Genomic DNA, 25,529 nt, shown 5'->3' with positions numbered 1-25,529 from the left:
TCTGAATGAAGACAAAAAAGCGTCTTCATCAGCTGTTCTTATTTTTTCTCGCTTCTGAACAAACAGGCTGCGCTTTATATTCAATCTAGCTGCGCCTGTTAGAAGCTCGAGAAAAATCGGTTCGTCTTTATGAAGTCAAAGAGCGACTTCATAAGCCGCCCCTAATTTTTTCTCGCTTCTGAACAAACAGGCTGCGCTTTATATTCAATCTAGCTGCGTCCGTTAGAAGCTCGAGAAAAATCGGTTCGTCTTTATGAAGTCAAAGAGCGACTTCATAAGCCGCCCCTAATTTTTTCTCGCTTCTGAGCAAACGGACTCCGCTTTATATTTAAGGAGGTTTATTATGTTGTTGGAAGGGAAGCATATTGGATTTGGTTTAACGGGATCTCATTGTACGTATGATGCCGTTCTTCCACAAATGGAAAAGTTAGTTAGCTTAGGGGCAAAGGTTACCCCATTTATTACCTATACTGTTGAATCGACGGACACAAAGTTTGGAGATAGCTTAGATTGGTTAAGGAAAATTAAAGAGATTACGAATGAACCGATTGTCAATTCGATTGTGAAAGCAGAGCCATTTGGTCCTAAGACCCCATTAGATTGTATGGTTATCGCCCCAATCACGGGAAATTCGACGAGCAAGTTTGCCAATGCTTTAACCGATTCTCCCGTTCTAATGGGGGCTAAAGCGACTTTGAGAAATGGCAATCCTGTAGTTCTAGGAATCTCAACAAATGATGCATTAGGTTTAAATGGCATCAATATTATGAGATTGATGGCAACGAAAAATATTTACTTTATTCCGTTTGGGCAAGATGATCCTGTTCTTAAACCGAATTCGCTTGTCGCTCGTATGGACTCACTTGTAGAGACGGTTGAAGCGGCGATTGAGGGAAAACAATATCAACCAGTGCTAATTGAAAAATACAAAGATTAATTGATTCTTTTTGGCAACAGTTGCATTAATGCTTGTTTTCCCTTAAAGTTTAATAGAGTAATCACACAGCCAACATAAAAAGATCGTAATTGGATAGGCTGACCATTTGTTAATTTTTTTGAAAACTGAAGGGAGACAGTATTCATGCAAAATGTAAGTTACAGCGTAGCCGTAGTAGGAGCAACAGGAGCAGTAGGTCAACAAATGTTAAAAACTTTAGAAGAGAGAGATTTTCCAATTGGTCAATTAAAATTACTTTCTTCAAAGCGATCGGCTGGAACAAAAATTACTTTTAAAGGTGAAGAGTATACAGTTGAAGAAGCAACACCAGATTCTTTTGAAGGAGTGCAAGTCGCTTTATTTAGTGCAGGTGGTTCTGTTTCAAAAAAATTAGCACCAGAAGCAGTGAAACGAGGAGCGATTGTCGTTGATAATACGAGTGCTTATCGGATGGACCCAGAAGTGCCGCTAGTCGTACCAGAAGTAAATGAAGCGGATTTAAAAGAGCATAAGGGCATCATCGCTAATCCAAACTGCTCAACGATCCAAATGGTTGTCGCTCTTGAGCCATTACGTGAAAAATATGGTTTGAAAAAAGTTGTGGTCTCAACGTACCAAGCCGTATCTGGAGCAGGGTTAGAAGCGATTGAAGAAATGAAACAACAAACAACTGCGATTTTAAATGGAGAGGAAGTAAAGGCAGAGGTTCTACCTTGTAGTGGTGATAAAAAGCACTATCAAATTGCCTTTAATGCGGTTCCACAAATTGATCTATTTCAAGAAAATGGTTATACATTTGAAGAAATGAAAATGATAAACGAAACGAAAAAGATTATGCATATGGAACAACTTGAAGTCGCTGCTACTTGTGTACGTTTACCAGTGGAAACAGGGCATTCAGAGTCTGTTTATATTGAAACAGATAAAGGTGGAGCGTCTGTTACAGAGATTAAAGAGTTATTAGCTTCATCACCTGGAGTTACATTACAAGATGATCCAGACAATCAAATTTACCCAATGGCATCTACTGCTGTAGGCAAAAACGATGTGTTTGTCGGGAGAATTCGCCGAGATCTAGACCGTGATAATGGATATCATATGTGGATCGTTTCAGATAATCTACTAAAAGGTGCTGCATGGAATTCAGTTCAAATTGCTGAAAGTTTAATTAAATTAAATTTACTAGGATAAATAAGAGTGGTGTATTATGAAAATCATTGTTCAAAAGTTTGGTGGAACATCAGTTAAAGACGAGGAAGTAAGAGGACTTGCGGCTGGTCATGTGATGCGTGCAATCGAGGATGGCTATAAAGTAATTGTCGTCGTTTCGGCAATGGGGCGAGCGGGTCAGCCTTATGCAACAGACACATTGCTCGGTTTAATGGATCGAACGATTATGCCAAAGCGTGAGCAAGATCTACTTGTCTCATGTGGTGAAGTGATTTCCTCAGTTGTTTTTACAGAAGTATTATTGAAAAAAGGTTTAAAAGCAAGAGCATTAACAGGTGCTCAAGCTGGATTTAGAACGAATGAAGATTTTACGCAAGCGAAAATTACCGATATGAGATCCGAGCATTTAAAGACACTTCTTGCCGACTTTGATGTTGTTGTTGTAGCTGGTTTCCAAGGGCAATCCAAAAATGGTGAACTGGCAACATTAGGTCGAGGTGGGAGTGATACGTCGGCTACAGCTCTTGGGGCTGCCGTTCAAGCGGAATGGGTTGATATTTTTACCGATGTTGAAGGAGTTATGACGGCTGATCCGAGAATTGTCAAAGAAGCTCGGGCTTTAGATGTGATGACGTATACGGAAATTTGTAATATGGCCTATCAAGGGGCGAAAGTGATTCACCCTCGTGCGGTGGAAATCGCGATGCAAGCGAAGATCCCGATTCGTATTCGTTCAACCTTATCAGAAGAGCGTGGCACATTAATTACATCTTCATTAAATGAAGATGCCACCAAAGACGTAAAAGAACGAATCATTACAGGTATCGCCCATTTATCAAATGTAACGCAAATTAAAGTGTTTGCACAAGATGGGCAATATGATTTGCAGGAAAAGGTTTTTAAAGCGATGGCGAATGAAAAAATAAGCGTCGACTTTATTAATATCAATCCACGCGGTGTTGTTTATACGGTCTTAGATGAAGTTGCTGAACGAGCGATTGACGTTTTACAAACGATGGGGTATGAGCCGGAAGTGCAAAGCAATTGTGCCAAAGTCTCGGCAGTTGGAGCTGGAATGACAGGAGTACCTGGAGTCACAGCCAAAATTGTCGGAGCTTTATCGAGAGAAAACATTCAGATTTTACAATCGGCTGACTCCCATACGACGATTTGGGTTTTAGTCAAAGGTGAGGATTTAGTAAAGGCCGTTAATGCTCTCCATCATATGTTCCATTTAATAGAATCAGACGAATAAAAGCACCGATTTCATATTGTTTGTTTTGACGATTGTTAAGGAGCTGAGAGTCATGAATTTTGGACGTTTATTAACAGCTATGGTTACTCCTTTTCAAGATAATGGTCAAATAGATTATGTCTCATTAAAGAGGTTAATCGATCATTTAATTCAACATGGAACTGACTCACTCGTTGTTTGTGGAACAACGGGTGAATCTCCTACATTAACGAAACAAGAAAAGGATGAATTATTTCGTTTTGTTGTGGATTATGTTAATCAAAGAATTCCAGTCATTGCAGGTGTCGGGAGTTTTAATACAGAAGAGTCTGTTCAAGCGACCGAGCGGGCAACGGCTCTAGGGGTGGATGGCATCATGGCTGTTGTCCCTTATTATAATAAACCTTCACAAAAAGGCTTGATTGAGCATTTTTCAGCTGTTGCAGCAAGTACAAATTTACCTGTTATGTTATATAATGTGCCGGCACGTACTGTTGTTAATATGACAAGCGAAACAGTGATTGAATTAGCGAAAGTAGACAATATTACTTCCGTTAAAGAAGCAAGTGGGGACTTAGAGCAAGTTGCTGAGATTATAGAGGGTACACCTGATGATTTTTACGTTTATAGTGGCGATGATTCATCAACAATCCCCTCATTAGCGATTGGTGCTAATGGCGTTGTATCTGTAGCGGCACATGTTTATGGTTTAGAGATGAAAAAAATGATTGAGGCCTATTTTAATGAGGATGTGGCAGGGGCAGCAGCCATGCATAGGCAGCTACTGCCATTGATGAAAGCGATGTTTTTAGCGCCAAGTCCAACATGTGTTAAATATGCACTAAGTTTAAAAGGGATAGATGTTGGCAGCGTCCGCTTGCCATTGGTCGACATTGAACCAGAAATAAAGGCGCAATTAAATGAATTAATGAACAAGGCAAAATTCTAAAAAAAGTATGATGATAAGTCTTTTGAAAGCTCGTTGAGAAGTTACTTCTTAGCGAGTTTTTTGTTTAGGATAGGAAAAAAGCTGAAGTTAATCCCTGTGTTTGCTCTAAAACTTTTTTTGATGACCAAAGGCGGAGCGAGCGGAATGCCCGGAGACTCCTGCGGGAATAGTGAAGGGCGGGAGACCCCGCAGCGAAGTGAGGAGGCTCCCGATTCACCCGCGGAACGCGTAGGGCGTGCAGCTCTAGGAGCAGACTAACTAATCTAGCCATATATTAACGAGTAAACGGTTTTCAGTGGCATCAATAGTGAAAAATAGCAGACCTCGCTGCGATTTTGTCAGGGGGTGGTTGAGTAAACCAAGTTGTTAAATTTTTATTGAAAACAATTAAATAATTTCTTGATTTTAGCAACTGAGGAAGATCAGTCTTGTCTTTCATTTTGAAAATAAGGTATACTGATAACAAGTGATTCGGACGGGTATGATGAACAGAAGTATTAAATGTTTATTCATTTTATTTGAACCATCTTTGCCAAGGATATGGGTCGGATAGGTAAAAGAATCGTACTAGGTTGTCTTTTAAGCCTAGTTTCTTTAGAAAATGATTTTACGGACAACGAAAAGATTAACGAATAGAAAAATAAAGCAACAGCTAAGATTTTTTCTACAAATTAGGAGGAAGCACATTGTCAAACGAAAAAATAGAGAAAGTACGGGTATTCGCCTTAGGAGGAGTAGGCGAAATTGGTAAAAACATGTACGGAGTTGAAGTGAATGAAGATATTATTATCGTTGATGCGGGGCTAATGTTCCCAGATGATGATATGTTAGGTGTCGATATCGTCATTCCAGACGTTTCGTATCTTATCGAGAACGAGGAACGTGTAAGAGGAATTGTTTTAACACATGGACATGAGGACCATATTGGGGGCTTGACTTATGTATTAAAACAACTAAATGTTCCAGTTTATGGAACGAAATTAACCCTTGGCTTAGTGGAAGAAAAACTGAAGGAAGCGGGCATTTGGCGTCAAACCAAACTCCATTTAATTGATGAACATTCCAATATTGTCGTTGGAAGCACAAATGTTTCCTTTTTCCGAACGAATCACAGTATCCCAGATTCAGTAGGTATTTGTATTGAGACGGAACAAGGATATGTTGTACATACGGGTGACTTTAAATTTGACCAAACTCCAGTCGATGGACTGCAAGCAGATATCGGTAAAATGGCTGCAATTGGTCAAAAAGGAGTTTTATGTTTACTGTCTGATAGTACAAATGCAGAAAGACCAGGTTTAACAAAATCAGAAACAGAAGTAGGACACGGCATTCAAGAGGTATTTGAAAATACGGTTAGTCGAATTATCGTGACAACTTTTGCTTCGAATGTGCACCGAATTCAACAAGTAATCGAGGCGTCGATTCGGACAAATCGTAAAGTAGCTGTAGTCGGCAAAAGTATGGTTCGTGTCATTACGATTGCATCAAAATTAGGCTATCTGACTTATCCAAAAGATATTATGATTGAAGTGGATGAAATCAATAAATATGACGATGAGCATATTACGATTTTAACGACGGGAAGCCAAGGCGAACCAATGTCTGCGTTAACACGTATGGCTAAAGGAGCCCATCGTCAAATTACGATTACCCAATATGATACGGTGATCATTGCCGCGAATGCAATTCCAGGGAATGAAAAATCAGTGTCCGGAATTATTGATAAATTACACCGTATTGGTGCGGAAGTAGTGTACGGTCAAGCAAGAGTTCATGCATCAGGACATGGTAGTCAGGAAGAATTAAAACTGATGATTAATTTAATGAGACCTAAGTATTTTGTTCCTGTTCATGGTGAGTTTAAAATGCAGCACGCTCATAAGGATTTAGCGTTAAGTGTTGGCATCCCAGAAGAAAATATTTTCTTAGTAGATAAAGGCGATGTTATTGAATTTGCAAAAGGACAAGCTCGTAAAGCTGGTAAAGTACCTTCCGGAAATGTGTTAATTGATGGGTTAGGTGTTGGTGATGTCGGGAATATCGTGCTAAGAGATCGTAGACTTTTATCAAAGGATGGGATATTAGTTGTCGTCGTTACTTTAAACAAGAAGACAAGTCAAATTGTTTCTGGTCCAAATATTATTTCACGTGGTTTTGTCTATGTTCGTGAATCCGAAAAATTACTCGAGGATGCAAATGAGTTGGTCGGAAGTATTTTACAGAAGTGCATGACAGAAAATGTCAATGAATGGTCTTCTTTAAAGAGTAATGTCAGAGAAGGGTTAAGTCGTTATCTATTTGAAAAAACAAAAAGACGCCCAATGATCTTGCCGATTATTATGGAAGTATAAAACGTCTAATAATTGATGAAGGCAAAGGTTTTTGTAATAGAGGTGACTGAAGAAGTGTTTCCACTTTTTTAGTCATCTTTTTTGTTGGTTTAGATAGACCGAGTAAGTGGATACCGCTCGAAACGGAACCCACTTATTCGATTAGGAAAGGCCAAAACATGTACCCAAATGAGTATGGCACCCAAATAATGGTCAGCAGCCAGCCAAAACATGTACCCAAATGAATATGGCACCCAAATAATGGTCAGCAGCCAGCCAAAACATGTATCCAAATGAGTATGGCACCCAAATAATGGTCAGCAACCAGCCAAAACATGTACCCAAATGAGTATGGCACCCAAATAATGGTCAGCAACCAGCCAAAACATGTATCCAAATGAGTATGGCACCCAAATAAAGGTCTGCAACCAGCCAAAACATGTATCCACTCATCCTTTTTTAGGAGATCCCTGTTAGCTGTATCCCACTTCTTGTGTGCTAAGGAATATTTGACTATGAAGCGCTCATACTAAAAGCATCCAGAAAAGAAGGAGGACGTTATTGTCATGGATCATTATGCCTCTAACCAAGAACAACCACCACCACCAACAGAGCCTAAAAAAGAAGAGAAATCTGGGGGGATTTTAGATAAGATTCAAGAGTTAGGACAGACAAATGTCGTACAAATGGAAAATTCGAATATCCATTGTATGACAGTTGTCGGTCAGATTGAAGGGCATATGCAACTGCCACCGCAAAATAAAACGACTAAATATGAACATTTAATTCCGCAGCTTGTAGCGGTTGAGCAAAATCCGAAAATAGAAGGTCTGTTAATTATTCTAAATACAGTTGGTGGTGATGTCGAAGCGGGACTCGCTATTTCTGAAATGATTGCCTCGATGTCAAAACCTTCTGTGACACTCGTGTTAGGTGGGGGTCATTCGATAGGTGTACCGATTGCCGTTGCCTCTAATTATTCATTAATTGCCGAAACGGCAACGATGACGATTCATCCTGTTCGTTTAACAGGGCTAGTGATTGGCGTTCCACAAACATTTGAATATCTCGATAAAATGCAAGAAAGGGTCATCAATTTTGTAACTAAGCACTCGGAAATTAGCGAGGATAAATTTAAAGAACTTATGTTTAGTAAAGGAAATTTAACACGAGATATTGGAACGAATGTGGTGGGAACGGATGCAGTAGAATATGGTTTAATCAATGAAGTTGGTGGAATAGGGCAGGCTTTAGTGAAATTAAATACGCTCATTGATGAGAAAAAGAACCAAGGAGATTTTGTCCAATGATTTTATATACGATGATGCCAAACGAAATGGTTTTCCCTGAAGACGAACAAATATATTCTAATTATGTAACGGTTCCGATTGAAGATGGCCATTTAGTCGTGCAACAAATCAATGGCTCTGATTACAAAGTTATTCGCTTAGTTTGTTCAAATCCAATGGCTTATTTAAATGAGCAATACACTCCAGGAACGGTCATTCAGGCGATGCCACAATAGTTTCATTCCCTTCGATATTTATTCATGAAAAAGCATCGGGTATGATATAATAATGAATGATTAGTAAAAGCAGCCAGTCTTTGGCTGCTTCTTAGTATTGGGAACATTTAGATGATTAAGGGTGAGTGCTTTGGCAAAAAGAAAAAAAAGAAAAAACACAATGGAAATCCCAGCTTACGTATGAGCTAATCGGTTTAGGTTTGTTAGTGATTGCCGTTGTTACACTAGCTCGCTTAGGATCGGTTGGGGAAACATTTGTTAGTTTATTCCGCTTTTTTTTAGGGGAATGGTTTATTTTATTAGCGGCAGGGCTACTGGTCCTCGCACTATATGTGATTTTTAAACGAGAAATGCCGACATTTTGGTCGAGAAGAATGGCCGGTATTTATGTTATGATGACGTCGTTTGCATTATTCAGTCATATTGGTTTATTTCGAAATTTAGGTTATCGTGAAGGGTTTACTGATCAATCCGTTATTCGCAATACGTTTCGACTTTATTCAATGGAGATAAGGGGAGAAGCACCTGCGAGTGGAGATTTAGGTGGGGGAATGATCGGTTCAATCGTTTTTGCTGTCAGTCATTTTTTATTTGCGGAAAGTGGTTCTTATTTTCTCTGTTTTATTTTGTTTATTGTTGGTTTAATTTTAATTACAGGTAAATCGTTTACAGAGTTTGCTGCTTCAGGTTTCCGAAAGAGTTATGTGTATTTAACAGATAGCTTTAATAACTTTATTAGGGACGGAAAACTATGGAAGGAACAAACGAAGGAAAAGCTTGCTGAAGAACGTGAAAATCAACGTAAGAAAAAAGCAGATAAAAAAGCTAAAATGAAGGATGAGTTAAAACAGACATCAGAACTAGATGAATCACCAGAGCCTGAAATTGTGGACTTTGCAGAAAGAGCCTATTCTAAATCGGTTGAAGCAAAAGAGCAAGCTGAATTAAAAACGAAACAAGCTGAGAAAAATCAGGACAAGCATGAGGAGTCAGAGCATCACGAAACAGAGGAGCAGCCTGAGGTGGCACTCATGACAACAGCGATTGAGGAAAATATAGATTATCAACTACCTTCCTTTGATTTATTACAATCACCAACATTAGCGAATCAAAGTAGTGATCGCCAGCGTTTAACGTCTAATGCGAGAAAACTTGAACAGACACTGGAGAGTTTTGGTGTCAAAGCGAAAATAATGAAAGTGCATTTAGGGCCTTCTGTAACTAAATATGAAGTGAATCCAAGTGTAGGTGTGAAGGTAAGTAAAATTGTTAATCTTGTTGATGACTTAGCGCTAGCATTGGCGGCAAAAGATATTCGGATTGAGGCACCCATTCCTGGGAAGTCTGCGATTGGGATCGAGGTGCCAAATCAAGAGGTGGCCATTGTAACGTTAAGAGAGGTTCTAGACTCTGATAAGTCAAAAGAGGATACGAATGTATTATCTGTTGCTTTAGGTCGTGATATTTCAGGTGAACCAGTATTAGCTCCATTAAATAAAATGCCTCACCTTCTTGTAGCAGGTGCAACGGGAAGTGGGAAAAGTGTTTGTATTAATGGGATTATTACGAGTATTTTATTAAAAGCGAAACCTCATGAAGTGAAATTGATGATGATTGATCCTAAAATGGTTGAGTTAAATATGTACAATGGAATTCCTCATTTATTGACCCCTGTTGTGACTGAACCGAAAAAAGCGTCACAAGCTTTAAAAAAGGTTGTGGCCGAAATGGAACGCCGTTATGATTTATTTTCAAATTCGGGTACAAGAAATATTGAAGGGTATAATGAATATATAAGACGTGCGAATGAAGGACAACAGGCGAAACAGCCGTTCCTTCCATATATTGTCGTCATTGTTGATGAGTTAGCTGATTTAATGATGGTCGCAAGTGGCGATGTGGAGGATTCAATTGCGAGGCTTGCCCAAATGGCGAGAGCGTCAGGCATTCATATGATCATTGCGACACAAAGACCTTCTGTTGACGTCATAACTGGGGTTATTAAGGCGAATATTCCTTCTCGAATTGCTTTTGGTGTTTCTTCTCAAGTCGATTCGCGAACGATTATTGATTCAGCGGGAGCCGAAAAACTTTTAGGTCGTGGCGATATGCTTTATTTACCGGTTGGTGCAACAAAACCAACGCGCGTACAAGGAGCATTTTTATCAGATGATGAGGTTGAAGGCGTCGTCTCTTACGTTATTTCGCAACAAAAAGCACAATACATAGAAGAAATGACCCCATCAGAAGAGGTGCAGACAACGAATCACGAAGAGACAGATGATTTGTATGAAGATGCAGTTGAATTAGTGACAGAGATGAATACAGCTTCCGTGTCGATGATTCAGCGTCGTTTTCGGGTTGGTTATGCGAGAGCAGCTCGTATCATTGATCAAATGGAAGAACGAGGCGTAGTTGGTCCTTATGAGGGCAGTAAACCACGAGAGGTTTTAGTGGCTAAAAAAAATGATGAAGAACAATCTTCGTAAAAAGATAAAACAAAAGTGTTTAACCGAGAATGCGAACGATGCAAAATCTGAGCGGAGGAAGCTCTATAACAGAAAGTGAGCATCGAGTTCGGTTATCTCTTTTGGCCTCATGGAGAGAAGTAGAAAGTTGAAGGAGTGGAACATGTGATAAAAGCGGATCAGCGACCATTATATTTACAAGTGATTGATCGAATAAAACAGGATATTGAAAATAAAGTGTATCAAGAAGGACAAAAGCTGCCGTCCGAGTTTGATTTGTCTAAACAATTAGGGATTAGTCGAGCAACTCTTAGAGAAGCTTTAAGGTTATTGGAAGAGGAAGGGGTCGTCATCCGTCGTCATGGGGTGGGTACTTTTGTTCATACAAAGCCACTATTTTCGGCAGGGATAGAGGAGCTTCATAGTGTAACGGAAATGATTGCCCAAGCCGATATGGAGCCGGGTACGATCTTTCTTTCATCAGCGATTAAAGAAGCGACTGAAGAGGATAAAAAAAGGTTCAATCCAATTGAAACGGATAAAATTCTTGAAATCGAACGGGTTCGAACAGCAAATCAAGTCCCAATTGTTTATTGTTTGGATAAAATCCCACATGAATTAGTACAAGACTTTTCAATTCATGAAATTAAGTCCTTTTTTTCTTTTTTGGATGAATCTGGACAAGGAATATCTTATGCAGTCACCTATATTGAGCCGCTTGGTTATCATGAAAAAGTATCTGAGATTCTTGAATGTGATCCGGAGACATCGCTATTATTGCTTAAACAAATCCATTATAACGAGCAGGATGAACCACTTCTTTATTCATTAAATTATTTTAGAGCCGATAAATTTAAGTTCCACGTGTTAAGAAAACGGATTAAAGCATAACCTAATCAAAATGATCAAAAAAGGAGTTTTAGACTAGATGAAAGAACTCAATGAAACCGTACACTCATTAGATTCGATTAATGCCCATCTTGTAAAAACAGCTAAATTTAAAACGTATAGCTTTGTGATGATGTTAAAAGCACCTTTAGAAGAAGAGACGGTCGCTTATCGAGCTTTACTGCCACATGTGCTTCAAAGTGCTACAGCTAAAACATCTGAACGAGCGAAGTTTCGTCAACGATTAGATGATTTATATGGGGCGATGCTCGCAACCGATGTTCAGAAAAAAGGGGAAGATCATGTCATTTCCTTTAGATTGGATGTGGCCAATGAAAAGTTTTTAAGTGAAAAAACATCACTTCTCAAAGAAGGGATTGAATTATTAAAGGAAATCATTTTTGAGCCACTTGTGGATGGGGAGGCTTTTAAAAAAGAAATAGTTGAAAGTGAAAAGCGTTCTCTTGTTCAACGAATTGAATCTGTGTTTGACGATAAAATGCGTTATGCGAATGTCCGGATTACGGAAGAAATGTTTAAAGGGGAACGTTATGCCTTAACATCGTTTGGGACAAAGGAACAAGTGCAAGCGATAACAGCTAGTGAGCTATATACGTATTATCAAAACATACTTGAGACTAATCGTTTTGATTTATATGTTGTCGGTGATTTTCACGAGACTGAATTAAAAGAAACATTAACCGAAACGTTCTCTGGTATTCAATTAGCTAACAATGTAAAAGAACTTCCGAGCTCTGAACCAAACGAGATTAAAGAAAAGAAAGTATTTGATGAGCAGGATGTCAAACAAGGCAAGCTCCATATTGGTTTCCGTGCGAATACGACTTTTGCTGATCCCGATTATGTTGCAATGCAAGTATGTAACGGTTTGTTCGGCGGGTTTTCTCATTCGAAGTTATTTATAAATGTTCGTGAAAAAGAAAGCCTTGCTTATTATGCTGCTTCTCGGTTTGAAAGCCATAAAGGATTGATTATGGTCATGTCAGGGATTGAATTTGGCAAATATGACCGTGCAGTGGAAATCATTAAAGAGCAAATGGATGCTATGAAAAAGGGCGACTTTACCGAAGCGGAGATTGAACAAACAAAAGCGATGCTCATTAATCAACTTCTTGAATCAGTTGATGTCGCTAGAGGCTTTGTGGAGTTAGCTTATCATCAAGTAGTGAGTGGTCATCAACGTACGATCGAACAGTGGATTGAACAAATTCAAAATGTGACAAAGGACGAAATCGTGCAAGCGGCACAAAAAATTGAACTCGATACGATTTACTTCTTAAAAGGTAAGGGGGTATAAGCGATGAAACCAATTACGTTTTCACAATTAAATGAGACGCTTTATTATGAACAGTTAAGTAATGGATTAGATGTTTATGTCCTGCCAAAAGAAGGAATCAATAAAACATTTGCGACATTTACAACCAAATATGGTTCGATTGATAATGAATTTAAGCCGTTAAATGAGCAAGAAGCGATTCGTGTTCCTGATGGCATCGCCCACTTCCTTGAGCATAAAATGTTCGAAGATGAAAATGGCGATGTATTCCAAGATTTTAGTAAACAGGGAGCTTCAGCGAACGCATTTACGAGCTTTACGAGGACTGCTTATTTATTTTCTAGTACATCTAATATTGAGAAAAATCTTGAAACATTAGTTGATTTTGTCCAACATCCTTATTTTACCGATCAAAGTGTTGAGAAAGAAAAAGGAATTATCGAGCAGGAAATTACGATGTATGATGATAATCCTGATTGGCGTGCCTATTTTGGTGTTATTGAAAATATGTATGAAGATCATCCTGTAAAAATTGATATTGCTGGGACTGCTGAATCGATTGGCAAAATAACGAAGGAAATGCTATATACGTGCTACCATACGTTTTATCATCCGAATAATATGTTGCTTTTTGTAGTCGGACCTGTTAAGCCAGAGGCGATTATCAAACAAGTAAAGGATAATCAAGCGAAAAAAACATTTGCCGAACCAGAACAAATAGAGCGGTTTTATCCAACCGAGGGATCTGGTGTGGCTAAGAAAAAGAATGTCATTACGATGCCTGTACAAACACCAAAGCTATTAGTTGGTTTTAAGGATAAAAATCCGAATAAACAAGGGAATGAATTGTTAAAGCATGAGTTGTCCCTTAATATTTTACTCGATTTAATGTTTGGTCAAAGCTCAAATAACTATCAAGAGCTTTATGAACAAGGTTTAATTGATGATACGTTCTCTTTTGATTATTCAGCCGAAAAAGGGTTCGGTTTTACGATTATCGGGGGAGATACAAAACACCCTGATAAATTAGCGGCGAAATTAGAAGAACAAATTACTCAATTTAAAGAAAAACAACTATCTGAAGAAGTGGTGAAACGAGCGATTAAGAAAAAAATAGGCTCCTTTTTACGTTCGTTAAATTCACCTGAATATATTGCCAATCAGTTTACTCGTTATGAATTTAATGAGATGAATTTGTTTGACATCGTCCCCGTACTTGAAAGCTTAGATAAAGCGGATTTAGAGACGATTATGAAGGACCATTTTGATTTTGATTGTTATACAATCTGTCAAGTGAAGGCAGAGGGTTATCATGAGTAAAAAAGAACAAGTGCTTTTAACAGGGGCGTCTGGAGGGATTGGTCAAGCGATTGCAAAATCGCTTGCCACTCCTAGGCGTACCCTCTTTTTGCATTATTATCGTAATGAAAAAGCGATTCATTTGTTAAAAGAGCAATGTGAGGCATTAGGGGCAGAGGTTGTCTTAGTGAAAGCAAATTTATGCGAGCATAATGGGGCAAGTGAGCTATTGCGTCAAATAACCGGTCAAGTCGATGCCGTCATTCATAATGCTGGAATTGATTCCATTCAGCTATTTTCAGATACGAGCGATGATGAGTTAACAAAAATCATGAATATTCATTTACATAACCCAATAAAAATAACTCGCACTCTTTTACCTGCAATGATTCGAGAACGGTCAGGACAAATTGTCTTTATTTCTTCAATTTGGGGATTAACTGGAGCCTCCTGTGAAGTGATTTATTCTGCTGCTAAAGGAGGAGTTAATAGTTTTGTTAAAGCATTAGCGAAAGAGGTGGCTCTGAGTAATATTCAAGTTAATGCGATTGCACCGGGAGCGATTGCCACCGAAATGCTTGACCGTTATGAGGATGAAGAAAAAAAAGCTTTAATTGAGGAGATCCCAGCAGGTCGATTGGGACAACCAGAAGAGGTGGCTGAGCTCGTTTCTTTTTTACTATCCAAAAAAACCTCCTATATGAATGGTCAAATTATTTCTGTAAACGGTGCTTGGTATTGTTAAAAAAAATTCTATGCATATTATGGGCGGAATCGAGGAATGATATAAATCGAAGCATTACATTTTTGAAGGAGGGGTTTACATGTCTGTACTCGATAATTGGGATCAGTGGAAAGACTTCCTAGGTGAGCGTCTTCATCAAGCTGAGAGCGAAGGAATGAACCATAATGTTATCAGTGATGTTGCTTATCAAGTTGGTGAGTATTTGGCGGCGCAAGTTGAACCGAAAAACGAACAAGAGCGAGTGTTAGCTGAATTGTGGAAAGTGGCAGATGAAAGTGAGCAGCATGCCATTGCGAATATGATGGTTAAACTCGTGCAACACGATCATTAATAAACGAAGGACTTCGCAAAAGCGAAGTCCTTTTGTTTCACATCCCGGAGGTATACAAGGTTGTTGAAGAAGTCTCAAGTTTAACTGTGGCGAGAAAGCCCCCTAGGAAATCAGATTATTTATTAGAGTGTCAATCATAGCATCAAACGTTTTTTGATGATCCAAAACGGAGCCAGCGCAATACCCGGAGACTCCTGCGGGAAAAGTGAAACACGGGAGACCCCACAGCGGAGCGAGGAGGCTCCCGGTTCACCCGCGGAACGCGTAGGGTATGGAGCTGGCGGAGTACAACTAATTTATGAACCCCTATTTTAACGAGTAGCCTATTTTTAGTGACCCGGAAGTATACAGCCATGTTTTCTTAAAGCTTCTCAAAAAAAATATGTAAAAAACTATGAAAATGTATGGAATCTATCGAATCAATATGATGAATGTCTTTTTTATGAAAATGATCCGATAAACACCTTTCAATTATGAGAAAGATCAATTATGATAAACAAGTAAGATTAAGTTCGCCTAATATTGACAATCATCCACATAGTGCTCGTTACTAGTGTTTAGTGATAAGAAAGGTGTTTTGTATGACGTTAAAAGAATGGTATTTAGAATATCAAATCGTAAAAAATCGTCCAGGCTTACTTGGTGACATTTCTTCCTTACTCGGAATGCTTTCACTTAATATTGTCACCATAAATGGGGTTGATGATAAAAATCGGGGAATGCTAATAAAAAGCTCAGACGATGACCAAATCAAACGATTTCTTGCCATTTTAAAAACGATCGATAGCATTTCGGTTACGAAGTTTCGTGAACCGAGATTACGTGATCGATTAGCGATTAGGCATGGCAAATACATTCAACGTGACGCAGATGACAGAAAGATATTTCGCTTTATTCGTTCAGAATTAGGGTTATTAGTTGATTTTATGGCCGAATTATATAAAAGAGATGGTCATTTCCTCGTAGGTGTTCGTGGAATGCCTCGTGTAGGAAAAACCGAGTCGATCGTTGCCTCAAGTGTTTGTGCTAATAAACGCTGGTCGTTTATTTCCTCAACATTACTGAGACAAACTGTTCGAACTCATTTAAATGATGATGAACAAGGGAGCGACCATATTTTTATTATTGATGGGATTGTTTCAACGATGAGAGCAACAGAAAAGCATCGTCAGCTTGTGAGAGACATTATGCAATTGCCTGCGGTAAAGGTCGTTGAGCATCCAGATATTTTTGTGCGCGAAACTGAATATGAATTAGAGGATTTTGATTGTATTATCGAATTAAGGAATGATGACTCAGAGGAAATTACATATGACTCAGTTGAATCAGGGTTTTCGTCTTTTGATATAAGTTAAAGTAGTAGGTAGGTGTTAGTATGTCAGAGCTTGGTCAACATTTAAAAACAGTTCGTGAAGAAAAAGGAATTACATTAGAAGATTTACAAGCGACAACAAAAATTCAAAAACGCTATTTAGTTGCGATTGAAGAAGGTCGTTTTGAAACGCTCCCAGGTCTTTTTTATGCAAGGGCGTTTGTTAAAACATATGCCGAGTCAGTTGGAATCGATCCCGAGGAATTATTTGATCAATATAAAAATGAGTTACCGAATCCACAAAAAGAGGTCACTAATTTGCCTTCTCGTCGCGAGCGTTCATCAAAATCGTCCGTAAAACCGAGTCGACCCGGTAAAAAAAGTCCGCTTATTCCACTCGTTGCTGGGTTGCTGACGATTGTCGTAATTGCTGCCCTCGTATGGCTTGTCATGCAGTCATTGGATCGGACTAGCAGTGAGCCTATTCCTCCTGAGGATAATTTAGGAGAAAGTGAGTTTGCCGAAGACTTTCTAGATGATAAAGAAGATGCAGCAGACAATGAAACAGAAGACAATAATGAAGGTGATTCAGAAGGTACTGAGGAAGAAGAAGCCGTAGAGGAATCTCAATCAGTACTTACCTTAACAGAAACACAAGGAACCAGAGCTTATTATGAGCTTACAGGTACAGATGAATTAATGGTTGAACTTCATTTTAGTGGTAGCTCTTCTTACTATGATATTAAGGATGACTCTAGAACTATTTTACATAGTGGTCAACCAAATACATCTAATGAGGATGTAGAACTAGAGTTTGATTTAAGTGAAGAGAATGAAATTGAAATTAATATTGGAGCTTCAAACAATGTTGAGGTTTATATTAATGGTGAGCTGATTGAATATGAGTTAGATGCAGTTCATCAATATATTCATATTAGTTTCTCTAGTGACGAATAAAAAGTGAACAAAATGTTCACTTTTTTTGTCCATTAATAAAGGATAAATTTGGTATGTGAGATGGTAGTGTTTTTTATCATTTTTATCGATAATAATCGCAATAATTGGTGGAATATATTAGAATACGGTTAGGTCTTCTTTATTTATATTTTCAATTTGGACAGTAGTTAAAGGATAGGATGGTTTTTTATTTCAAGGGTCCTTTTATGATACAATGATCAACAAGTCCATAAGGATATAAGATAATTTTGACGATTTTGAAATGGTTTCAAGGAAAGGTGGTTTTTGGTGATGGCGAAAGAACATTCATTTGATGTTGTTTCTGAGATTGATTTACAAGAGGTTGATAATGCGATTAATCAAGCGGTGAAAGAGATAACGAACCGATATGATTTTAAAGGCTCAAAAAGCTCAATTGAACGATCGGGTGACGAACAAATTACCGTTATCTCAGACGATGAATACAAGTTAAATAGCGTGCTTGATGTTTTAAAATCAAAATTTATTAAGCGAGGGTTATCGCAAAAGTCAATGGATTTAGGAAAGGTAGAATCTGCTTCAGGTGGACTTGTTCGACAACAAATCCAATTGATTAACGGGTTAACGACTGATAAAGCGAAAAAAGTTTCAAAAGTGATACGCGATGCCAATTTAAAAGTAAAAGTTCAAATTCAAGGTGAGCAAGTAAGAGTCACTGCTAAAAGTATTGATGATTTACAAACGGTTATTCACCTTTTGAAGGAGCAGGATTTTGACTTTGCTCTTCAGTTTGTCAATATGCGTTAGTTAATTGTTTAGAAGGAAGGTTAATGTAGTGAATTTACCTAATAAAATTACAGTATCTAGAATGATTTTAATTCCTGTTTTTATGGTATTTATGTTAGCGGATTTACCACTTGGTACGATTGAAATGTTTGGGACTGTGATCCCTGTTGGACATTTGATCGCCGCTTGCTTATTTATTTTTGCGTCAGCCACAGATTGGCTTGATGGTTATTATGCAAGAAAGTTAAATCTCGTGACGAACTTTGGTAAGTTTTTAGATCCTTTGGCAGACAAGCTCTTAATTACAGCAGCCTTAATTGGTTTAGTCCAATTAGATTTACTAGCGGCATGGATAGCGATTATTATTATTAGTCGTGAGTTTGCGGTGACAGGGGTTCGTTTAATTGCAGCGGCAGATGGTGATGTGATTGCGGCAAGTCCACTAGGTAAATTAAAAACAGTCTTTCAAATTATCGGAATTTCCGCGTTAATGCTTTACAATATACCATTTTCAGCGATTTCATTTCCCTTTGATCAAATCATGATTTGGATTGCAACGATTCTAACGATTGTTTCTGGTATTGATTATTTTGTGAAAAATAAACATATTTTAGCCAAACAAGGCTAATAGGGGCGATTTTATGAGAGCAGAAATTTTGGCGGTTGGTTCGGAGCTTCTTTTAGGTCAAATCTTAAATACCAATGCAAAGTTTATTTCTGAGCAATTAGCGATTTTAGGAATAGATGTTTATTATCAGACCGTCATCGGAGATAATGAAAAGAGACTTTATGATAGTTTAAACTTAGCTAGTCAGCGTTCTGATATTGTTATATTAACCGGGGGGCTTGGGCCAACAAAGGATGACTTAACGAAGGAAACGGTCGCAAAACTATTTCAGACGAAGCTTGTTTATGACAAAAATGCTCTTTTTAGCATTGAACAATATTTTATTAAACGAAAGATGAAGATGACGGAAAATAACAAAAAACAAGCCCTTATTTTAGAAGGGGCAGAAGTACTTGTGAACCGGAATGGAATGGCTCCGGGAATGTTATTTAAAAAAGATAAAAAAATGATCATTCTTCTACCTGGTCCTCCAAAAGAAATGGAGCCGATGTTTGTCAAAGAATTGGTTCCATTACTCGAAAAAATGCTCTTAAATCGTGGCAAGATTACATCGAGAGTATTACGCTTCTTTAATATCGGTGAATCCGCTTTAGAGACACGCCTCGAAACTCTTATTGATAATCAAACGAATCCAACGATTGCTCCGCTCGCTGGCAATGGTGAAGTGACGTTAAGGTTAACGGTTAAACATGAAGATGATGGAGAAGCGATTCGCTTATTAGATGCCACTGAAAAAGAAATTCAAGCGATTGTAGGCGATTATTTTTATGGGTATGATCAGACTTCTTTAATGAAACAAGTTGTCCAACAGCTAAAAATGGAAAAATGGACAATTTCATGCGCTGAAAGTTTAACAGGTGGTATGTTTGCAAGTGAATTAACGAGTTTTTCTGGTGTTTCAGAAATTTTTAGCGGGGGAACTGTCGCTTATTCGACGAAAGAAAAGGAAAAACAACTTCAAGTGTCGAAAGAAGTAATCAAGCAAGATGGAGTTGTGAGCGAAAGCTGTGCAAAAGAAATGGCACTTGGTGCAAAAAAACTTTATGAAAGTGATATTGCCATTAGCTTTACAGGTGTCGCGGGACCAGACAAGCAGGAAGGGAAGGACCCAGGGACGGTTTACATATCAATTGTCGGGAAATCAGGGATTGCAAATGGATATACATTATCCCTTCATGGATCCCGTAATGCAATTCGAGATAGAGCTGTGAAGTACGGCTGCTATTATTTGCTTAATGAAATGAAAAGGTGGAAGAGCAGTAATGACATATTTTAATGACTTCGAAATATCAGATTCAATTAAAAAAGCAATTAAGGATATGGGGTTTGAAGAACCATCGCCAATTCAAGCGAAAGCAATTCCGGTCATTTTAGAAGGTGGAGATGTAATTGGGCAAGCTCAAACGGGAACGGGAAAAACAGCCGCATTTGGTATCCCTGTTGTCGATAAAGTAACGAATGAAAAGTATGTTCAAGCCCTTATTTTAACACCAACAAGAGAACTAGCGATTCAAGTTTCAGGAGAGTTACAGAAGCTCTCTGTGCATAAACGTATTCGCACATTGCCAATTTACGGTGGGCAGTCTATTGGTCATCAAATTAAAGCTTTAAGACAAGGTGTACAAGTTGTAATTGGTACTCCAGGTCGTATCCTTGACCATTTAAGAAGAAAAACTTTAAAGCTAGACAGTGTACATACGATTGTATTAGATGAAGCAGATGAAATGTTAGATATGGGCTTTATCGATGATATTGAACATATTTTAAGAGAAGTAAAAGGGGTAAGGCAGACGTTACTTTTCTCTGCCACAATGCCTCCAGCTATTAAAAAACTATCAAGAAAATATATGACGACCCCGAAAATGGTGACGATTAATAAAGGAGAAGTTACTGCACCTTTAATTAATCAAATTTACTTTAAGGTTTTAGAGCGAAATAAAATTGATTCATTATGTCGGATTATTGACAGTGAAGAAATTGATTTAGGAATTTTATTTTGCCGTACTAAAAAAGGGGTTGCGGAATTAACGGAGGCCCTACAAGCACGTGGCTACTTGGCGGACGGTCTTCATGGTGATTTAACGCAATCCCAGCGTGATTCAGTTATGAAAAAGTTCCGTGACTCTTCAATTGAATTTTTGATTGCGACAGATGTAGCAGCAAGAGGAATTGATGTTGATAATGTTACACATGTTATTAACTATGATATTCCACAAGATCCTGAAAGTTATGTTCATCGTATTGGGCGAACAGGACGGGCAGGTAGGCAGGGATTAGCTCTAACACTTGTAACACCAAGAGAGATGAAGCATTTACGTTCGATTGAACATGAAATCAAAATGAGCATTCCTTCTCAAGATGTGCCAACGATTGAAGAAGTTGTGGAAAAGCAACATGATTCATGGAAAAAACGAGTAACCGATACAATTGAGGCACGCGGGAAAGAATTTGATTTGTTTTCTCCTCTTGTCAAAGAAATTTTAGAAGTTCATTCACCAGAAGATGTTGTTTCGGCTTTATTAAAGATGAATTTCTCAACGGAAACGCCTAATGAAGAAGCCGGCTATAATTTCGGTGAAACGGGCGGTGCTAAAGGAATGATTCGTTTCTTTATCAATGTTGGTCGTAATGTGAACTTAACACCGAAAATTTTATCGGAAGAAGTCGCTGAGCTTGTTGGGATTCCGAGCAAGGCAGTTGGCCGAATTGATATTTTTGAAAACTTTACTTTTATTGAAGTACCTGAGGAAGTTGCCCCATTCGTCTATGAAGCGTTACGTTATTCTCGAATCAATGGAGCAAGAGTTAATCTAGAGCCTGCTAAACCTCGACCAAAACGCGAAAGAAGAACACCCACACGTTCTTAATTTAATGATGGTAGGATTGATGTGATCAGTCCTACCACCCTCTCTTTCAACATATTCCAATAAACCGAATAAATGTTCGTAAAAACTATTGGCAAATGAAGAAAAAAGCGTTATGATAGATCATAGGAAACATAGATTCGCCTTTTTGAATTTTTAAGTGCGATAACCGATCATCTTTATGTGAAGACATGATTTGAATAAATGAAATTTAAATTAAATGGATAGAGGAGAGATTGTAAAATGAGTGAACGTAAAGCAGCCCTTGATATGGCATTACGCCAAATCGAAAAGCAATTTGGGAAAGGTTCCATTATGAAGTTAGGTGAACAAACAGATCAACGTGTATCGACAATTTCGAGTGGTTCATTAGCCCTTGATATTGCTTTAGGTGTAGGTGGATATCCACGTGGAAGAATTATTGAAGTATACGGACCAGAATCTTCTGGTAAAACAACTGTTGCTCTACACGCGATTGCAGAAGTACAACGTACAGGTGGGCAAGCGGCTTTTATTGATGCGGAGCATGCTCTTGACCCAGTATATGCCCAAAAATTAGGCGTTAATATTGATGAACTTCTTCTTTCCCAACCAGACACAGGGGAGCAAGCATTAGAAATTGCTGAGGCATTAGTAAGAAGTGGTGCGATTGATATTATCGTTATTGACTCTGTTGCTGCATTAGTTCCAAAAGCGGAAATTGAAGGGGAAATGGGCGATAGCCATGTCGGTTTACAAGCTCGTTTAATGTCTCAAGCCCTTCGTAAACTATCTGGTGCAGTTAATAAATCTAAAACGATTGCGGTCTTTATTAACCAAGTTCGTGAAAAAATTGGGGTTATGTTCGGTAATCCGGAAACGACTCCAGGTGGACGTGCCTTGAAGTTCTATTCTTCTGTTCGTTTAGAAGTACGTCGTGCTGAAACCTTAAAACAAGGTAATGAAATGGTCGGAAATAAAACAAAAATTAAAGTAGTCAAAAACAAAGTCGCTCCACCGTTTAAACAAGCAGAAGTGGACATTATGTATGGAGAAGGAATTTCCCGTGAAGGTTCTATCTTAGATATTGCGGCTGAACTTGATATTGTTCAAAAAAGTGGAGCTTGGTATTCTTATAATGAAGAAAGACTTGGCCAAGGCCGTGAAAATGCGAAACAATTCTTTAAAGAGAATGGGAATCTTACAGAAGAAGTCGAACGTAAAATCCGTCAGCATCACGGTTTAGATGGTGAAATTTTAGTAGATGCTCCAACGGAAGAGGAAATCGATGAACTTCCATTAGATTTAAAATAAGGATATAATATAAAAAAAGCCCATTTTGTAAAGGGTTTGAAGATGTCGACAAAGGCTTAATTATAACTTTGTCGACTTTTCTATTTACGGGAGGTGGAGAAGAACTTGCAATTTTTATATTTTACCGATACCCATATTCGTGGAACTTCCCCGAAAAATCGATTAGATGATTTTGTTGAAACATTAAAAATGAAAATAACAGAGGTTATTGAAATCGCTAATGAACGCCAAGTTGATTTTATTTTACATGGTGGTGATGTTTTTGATAGACCTGATTTATCGCCGAATGTGGTCGGCCAATTTGCGAAAATCTTTCGAGCAGCTCAAATGCCAATCTACGCGATTTCAGGTAATCATGACACATATGGTCATAATCCAAATACTCTCTCTCGTACGATGTTAGGTTTATTAGATTCGTTTGGTTTAATGACGATTATTCAGCCAGATGCTCCGCTATTACTTGAAAAAAACGGTCTAAAGGTGCAATTATCTGGACAACCTTATCATTACGATTTAGATCAACGTGACCCAAAGTTAGATTATTACCCAATTAACGAACATCAAGCAGATCTTATGATTCATACTGTCCATAGTATGCTTGTAGAAAAGGCTTTACCAGAAGGAATCCCTCACACATTAATTGATCATATTTGGGGAACAACGGCTGATATTTTATTTACAGGACATTATCATGGTGGTTTTGGAATTAAAGAACGAGAAGGAAAGTTTATTTGTAATCCAGGAGCAATAGCTCGTGTTAACAATCATTGGTCAGAGCTTAATCGCCTCCCAAAAGTTATCATCGGTCAACTATCGAAAGAAAAAATAGATTTAGTCGAACAAGTATTAAAAACCGCTCAAAAAGGGGAAGAAGTACTCGATCGTAGTTTTTTAGAAAAAGCGGTCCATCAAGAAGAAAAACTCCATCAATTTATTCAACAAGTAAAAGAACAATCTGATTTTCAAAGCTTACAAATGTCTGATATTATCCAAGAACTCGCTTCTTTATCGAATGTTGAGGACGAGGTCAAACAAGAGGCGTTACGAAGGATTACCGTTGTAGAAGAAAGCTGGGAGGGGGAGGAGTATGAATAACATACTCTCTGTTAGACTCGAAAACTTTCAATCTCATTTAGATACATGGGTTGATTTTGATAAAGGGTTAAATGTCATTGTTGGTCAATCAGACAGCGGTAAAACGGCGATTATTAGAGCGATTCGTTGGGTCCTATTTAACTTGCCAAGAGGAACGGACTTTGTCAGAGTTGGGGCGAACTTTGTACGAGTAACGATCCAGTTTGAAAATGGAGCCACAATTATTAGGGAGCGAAAAAGCTCCAAAAACCGCTATATAATAAAAAAAGCAAATGATGAAGAGCTCGTTTTAGAAGGATTTGGTACCCAAGTTCCGAAAGAAGTGCTCGAAGCCCATGGTATGTTTCCGTTACGAGTCGATCGAGATAATGAATTGCACCTCCACCTTGCTCAGCAATTAGATGGCCCATTTTTATTAGAGCAAACAGGGTCGGTGCGAGCGAAAACAATTGGTCGGATAAGTGGGGCTCATTATTTAGACATGGCGATTCGTGATACGTCAAAGGATTTATCTCAATTGCAACAAAGAAAAAAGCACGGCCAAGAAGAGGTCGAACAATTACAGCATCAGCTTGAACCATATCAAGCTCTCAATGATTCTAAAGAAAAAATTAACAAAGCAGAAGCTTTTATGGCACAATTAAAAGCCAAACAAGAACGACTTGAAAAGTGGAAAAGCTTGCAAGCTGAATACAAAGAGCAACAACAGGAAAAAGCGAAAATGTTACGGACGAAACAATTAGTTTCAGGAGCATTAAACTGGGAAGTCAAGCTGGAAAATATCCAAAACGCGATGTATCGCTTGAAAGAATTGAAGCGAAAGCAGCAATATGTACAGGAGACTAAAACCGCAATCATTGTGTGTAAACAATGGATTGAAAAAACAAAGCACGTCCAAACCGTTCAAGATATTTTTGAAAAAATCGTTGCCAATGAACAAAAAAGAGAACAATTAGGGAAACTTTCATCGAGTTATCAGCAGCTTAAAAAGGAACAACAAGATTTGAAAGACCGGTTACAACAAACGGAATTTGTATTAAATGAGCCAATTCAACAACTTGGGCAAGTTCATGAACAAACGAGACGTTTACGCCAGTTATCGAATTTATCTATTCAAAAAAAGGGTTTGCATATAGAACTAAGTAGTCTAAAAAAACAATTACAGTCGTTAGAAAAAATTGATCCATTAAATGAACAGTTAGGTTTTGTTGATAAAAAGGTTGCAACAATGGAGACTTTGAAACAAAAACGAGTTCAATATGAGGATTTAAAAAACCGTATTGATAAGGGAAAAACCTTTATAGAAAAAACATTAGTCGATTTATCTAAACTTGAAAAGGAATACGAACAAGCTTTAGTGAACGAAGGAACATGCCCTCTATGTGGCCATGAAGTGAATCAAGAAAAAGTAATGACTTTTTTACATGAATAGGAGGAAG

Annotated in this window: 22 protein-coding genes; all 22 read left to right on the top strand. The window is 38.2% G+C overall.

The genetic code is table 11. The features are described 5' to 3' along the window. Positions 1-343: 343 nt before the first annotated feature. The 22 genes from dpaB to BALCAV_RS21060 all read left to right on the top strand — a co-directional run bounded on the left by dpaB (position 344) and on the right by BALCAV_RS21060 (position 25,522). Positions 344-937 carry a dipicolinate synthase subunit B gene (gene dpaB / locus BALCAV_RS03865; RefSeq protein WP_003324461.1) on the top strand — a complete coding sequence of 198 codons (594 nt, stop codon included), beginning with the start codon at positions 344-346 and terminating at the stop codon, positions 935-937. Between the two features lie 144 nt (positions 938-1,081). After that, positions 1,082-2,128, top strand: a complete 1,047-nt coding sequence (gene asd / locus BALCAV_RS03860; RefSeq protein WP_003324460.1) for an aspartate-semialdehyde dehydrogenase — start codon at positions 1,082-1,084, stop codon at positions 2,126-2,128. 16 nt (positions 2,129-2,144) lie between these two features. Then, on the top strand, positions 2,145-3,362 hold the full coding sequence (dapG, locus tag BALCAV_RS03855; RefSeq protein WP_003324459.1) for an aspartate kinase: 1,218 nt from the start codon (positions 2,145-2,147) through the stop codon (positions 3,360-3,362). Positions 3,363-3,414: 52 nt separating this feature from the next. Further along, a complete protein-coding gene (gene dapA, locus BALCAV_RS03850) occupies positions 3,415-4,290 on the top strand; it encodes a 4-hydroxy-tetrahydrodipicolinate synthase (protein WP_003324458.1) in 876 nt (291 codons plus the stop codon). 686 nt (positions 4,291-4,976) lie between these two features. Next, entirely contained in the window at positions 4,977-6,644 is a 1,668-nt protein-coding gene (locus BALCAV_RS03845; RefSeq protein WP_003321655.1) for a ribonuclease J, read from the top strand. Between the two features lie 545 nt (positions 6,645-7,189). Then, on the top strand, positions 7,190-7,933 hold the full coding sequence (locus tag BALCAV_RS03840) for a ClpP family protease (RefSeq protein WP_003321654.1): 744 nt from the start codon (positions 7,190-7,192) through the stop codon (positions 7,931-7,933). Next, positions 7,930-8,148, top strand: a complete 219-nt coding sequence (locus BALCAV_RS03835) for a YlzJ-like family protein (RefSeq protein WP_003321653.1) — start codon at positions 7,930-7,932, stop codon at positions 8,146-8,148. The genes BALCAV_RS03840 and BALCAV_RS03835 overlap by 4 nt, the downstream gene beginning before the upstream one ends. A gap of 125 nt (positions 8,149-8,273) precedes the next feature. Beyond that, on the top strand, positions 8,274-10,637 hold the full coding sequence (locus BALCAV_RS03830; protein WP_040323533.1) for a DNA translocase FtsK: 2,364 nt from the start codon (positions 8,274-8,276) through the stop codon (positions 10,635-10,637). Positions 10,638-10,781: 144 nt separating this feature from the next. Beyond that, a complete protein-coding gene (locus BALCAV_RS03825) occupies positions 10,782-11,507 on the top strand; it encodes a GntR family transcriptional regulator (RefSeq protein WP_003321651.1) in 726 nt (241 codons plus the stop codon). 37 nt (positions 11,508-11,544) lie between these two features. Further along, entirely contained in the window at positions 11,545-12,822 is a 1,278-nt protein-coding gene (gene yfmF / locus BALCAV_RS03820) for an EF-P 5-aminopentanol modification-associated protein YfmF (protein ID WP_003321650.1), read from the top strand. Positions 12,823-12,825: 3 nt separating this feature from the next. Next, positions 12,826-14,121, top strand: a complete 1,296-nt coding sequence (gene yfmH, locus BALCAV_RS03815) for an EF-P 5-aminopentanol modification-associated protein YfmH (protein ID WP_003321649.1) — start codon at positions 12,826-12,828, stop codon at positions 14,119-14,121. Further along, the gene (ymfI, locus tag BALCAV_RS03810; protein WP_003321647.1) at positions 14,114-14,845 is read left to right on the top strand and encodes an elongation factor P 5-aminopentanone reductase; all 732 of its coding nucleotides are present in this window, start codon (positions 14,114-14,116) and stop codon (positions 14,843-14,845) included. The genes yfmH and ymfI overlap by 8 nt, the downstream gene beginning before the upstream one ends. Positions 14,846-14,924: 79 nt before the next feature. Beyond that, a complete protein-coding gene (locus BALCAV_RS03805) occupies positions 14,925-15,176 on the top strand; it encodes a DUF3243 domain-containing protein (protein ID WP_003321646.1) in 252 nt (83 codons plus the stop codon). A gap of 581 nt (positions 15,177-15,757) precedes the next feature. Continuing rightward, positions 15,758-16,531, top strand: a complete 774-nt coding sequence (locus tag BALCAV_RS03800) for a YmfK family protein (RefSeq protein WP_003321367.1) — start codon at positions 15,758-15,760, stop codon at positions 16,529-16,531. Positions 16,532-16,551: 20 nt separating this feature from the next. After that, positions 16,552-17,445: a helix-turn-helix domain-containing protein gene (locus BALCAV_RS03795; RefSeq protein ID WP_003321366.1), complete on the top strand. Its 894-nt coding sequence runs from the start codon at positions 16,552-16,554 to the stop codon at positions 17,443-17,445. A gap of 291 nt (positions 17,446-17,736) precedes the next feature. After that, the gene (locus BALCAV_RS03790; protein ID WP_003321365.1) at positions 17,737-18,231 is read left to right on the top strand and encodes a YajQ family cyclic di-GMP-binding protein; all 495 of its coding nucleotides are present in this window, start codon (positions 17,737-17,739) and stop codon (positions 18,229-18,231) included. Positions 18,232-18,259: 28 nt separating this feature from the next. Continuing rightward, positions 18,260-18,838, top strand: a complete 579-nt coding sequence (gene pgsA, locus BALCAV_RS03785; RefSeq protein WP_003321364.1) for a CDP-diacylglycerol--glycerol-3-phosphate 3-phosphatidyltransferase — start codon at positions 18,260-18,262, stop codon at positions 18,836-18,838. A 13-nt stretch (positions 18,839-18,851) separates the two neighbouring features. Further along, a complete protein-coding gene (locus BALCAV_RS03780; RefSeq protein ID WP_003321362.1) occupies positions 18,852-20,114 on the top strand; it encodes a competence/damage-inducible protein A in 1,263 nt (420 codons plus the stop codon). Then, complete coding sequence (locus BALCAV_RS03775; RefSeq protein ID WP_003321361.1) at positions 20,101-21,705, top strand: DEAD/DEAH box helicase; 1,605 nt, start codon at positions 20,101-20,103, stop codon at positions 21,703-21,705. The genes BALCAV_RS03780 and BALCAV_RS03775 overlap by 14 nt, the downstream gene beginning before the upstream one ends. 240 nt (positions 21,706-21,945) lie before the next feature. After that, positions 21,946-22,995: a recombinase RecA gene (gene recA / locus BALCAV_RS03770; RefSeq protein WP_003321360.1), complete on the top strand. Its 1,050-nt coding sequence runs from the start codon at positions 21,946-21,948 to the stop codon at positions 22,993-22,995. A 105-nt stretch (positions 22,996-23,100) separates the two neighbouring features. Continuing rightward, complete coding sequence (locus tag BALCAV_RS03765; protein WP_003321359.1) at positions 23,101-24,090, top strand: metallophosphoesterase family protein; 990 nt, start codon at positions 23,101-23,103, stop codon at positions 24,088-24,090. After that, positions 24,083-25,522, top strand: coding sequence for an AAA family ATPase (locus BALCAV_RS21060; protein WP_003321358.1), 1,440 nt, complete (start codon positions 24,083-24,085; stop codon positions 25,520-25,522). The genes BALCAV_RS03765 and BALCAV_RS21060 overlap by 8 nt, the downstream gene beginning before the upstream one ends. Positions 25,523-25,529: the final 7 nt, after the last annotated feature.

The organism is Alkalihalobacillus alcalophilus ATCC 27647 = CGMCC 1.3604 (assembly GCF_000292245.2).
In the GTDB taxonomy this organism is placed as follows: domain Bacteria; phylum Bacillota; class Bacilli; order Bacillales; family Bacillaceae_D; genus Alkalihalobacillus; species Alkalihalobacillus alcalophilus.
Note: the sequence above shows the minus strand (reverse complement) of the source record. Positions and strands in the feature narration are given on the sequence as shown.

Excerpts from the sequence above, each read along its gene's own strand:
- dpaB (WP_003324461.1), top strand. The coding sequence starts at position 344 with ATGTTGTTGGAAGGGAAGCATATTGGATTTGGTTTAACGGGATCTCAT.
- BALCAV_RS03805 (WP_003321646.1), top strand. The coding sequence starts at position 14,925 with ATGTCTGTACTCGATAATTGGGATCAGTGGAAAGACTTCCTAGGTGAG.
- recA (WP_003321360.1), top strand. The coding sequence starts at position 21,946 with ATGAGTGAACGTAAAGCAGCCCTTGATATGGCATTACGCCAAATCGAA.
- BALCAV_RS21060 (WP_003321358.1), top strand. The coding sequence starts at position 24,083 with ATGAATAACATACTCTCTGTTAGACTCGAAAACTTTCAATCTCATTTA.
- dapA (WP_003324458.1), top strand. The coding sequence starts at position 3,415 with ATGAATTTTGGACGTTTATTAACAGCTATGGTTACTCCTTTTCAAGAT.
- BALCAV_RS03795 (WP_003321366.1), top strand. The coding sequence starts at position 16,552 with ATGTCAGAGCTTGGTCAACATTTAAAAACAGTTCGTGAAGAAAAAGGA.
- BALCAV_RS03775 (WP_003321361.1), top strand. The coding sequence starts at position 20,101 with ATGACATATTTTAATGACTTCGAAATATCAGATTCAATTAAAAAAGCA.
- yfmF (WP_003321650.1), top strand. The coding sequence starts at position 11,545 with ATGAAAGAACTCAATGAAACCGTACACTCATTAGATTCGATTAATGCC.
- BALCAV_RS03780 (WP_003321362.1), top strand. The coding sequence starts at position 18,852 with ATGAGAGCAGAAATTTTGGCGGTTGGTTCGGAGCTTCTTTTAGGTCAA.
- BALCAV_RS03840 (WP_003321654.1), top strand. The coding sequence starts at position 7,190 with ATGGATCATTATGCCTCTAACCAAGAACAACCACCACCACCAACAGAG.
- yfmH (WP_003321649.1), top strand. The coding sequence starts at position 12,826 with ATGAAACCAATTACGTTTTCACAATTAAATGAGACGCTTTATTATGAA.
- BALCAV_RS03835 (WP_003321653.1), top strand. The coding sequence starts at position 7,930 with ATGATTTTATATACGATGATGCCAAACGAAATGGTTTTCCCTGAAGAC.
- asd (WP_003324460.1), top strand. The coding sequence starts at position 1,082 with ATGCAAAATGTAAGTTACAGCGTAGCCGTAGTAGGAGCAACAGGAGCA.
- ymfI (WP_003321647.1), top strand. The coding sequence starts at position 14,114 with ATGAGTAAAAAAGAACAAGTGCTTTTAACAGGGGCGTCTGGAGGGATT.
- BALCAV_RS03800 (WP_003321367.1), top strand. The coding sequence starts at position 15,758 with ATGACGTTAAAAGAATGGTATTTAGAATATCAAATCGTAAAAAATCGT.
- BALCAV_RS03790 (WP_003321365.1), top strand. The coding sequence starts at position 17,737 with ATGGCGAAAGAACATTCATTTGATGTTGTTTCTGAGATTGATTTACAA.
- dapG (WP_003324459.1), top strand. The coding sequence starts at position 2,145 with ATGAAAATCATTGTTCAAAAGTTTGGTGGAACATCAGTTAAAGACGAG.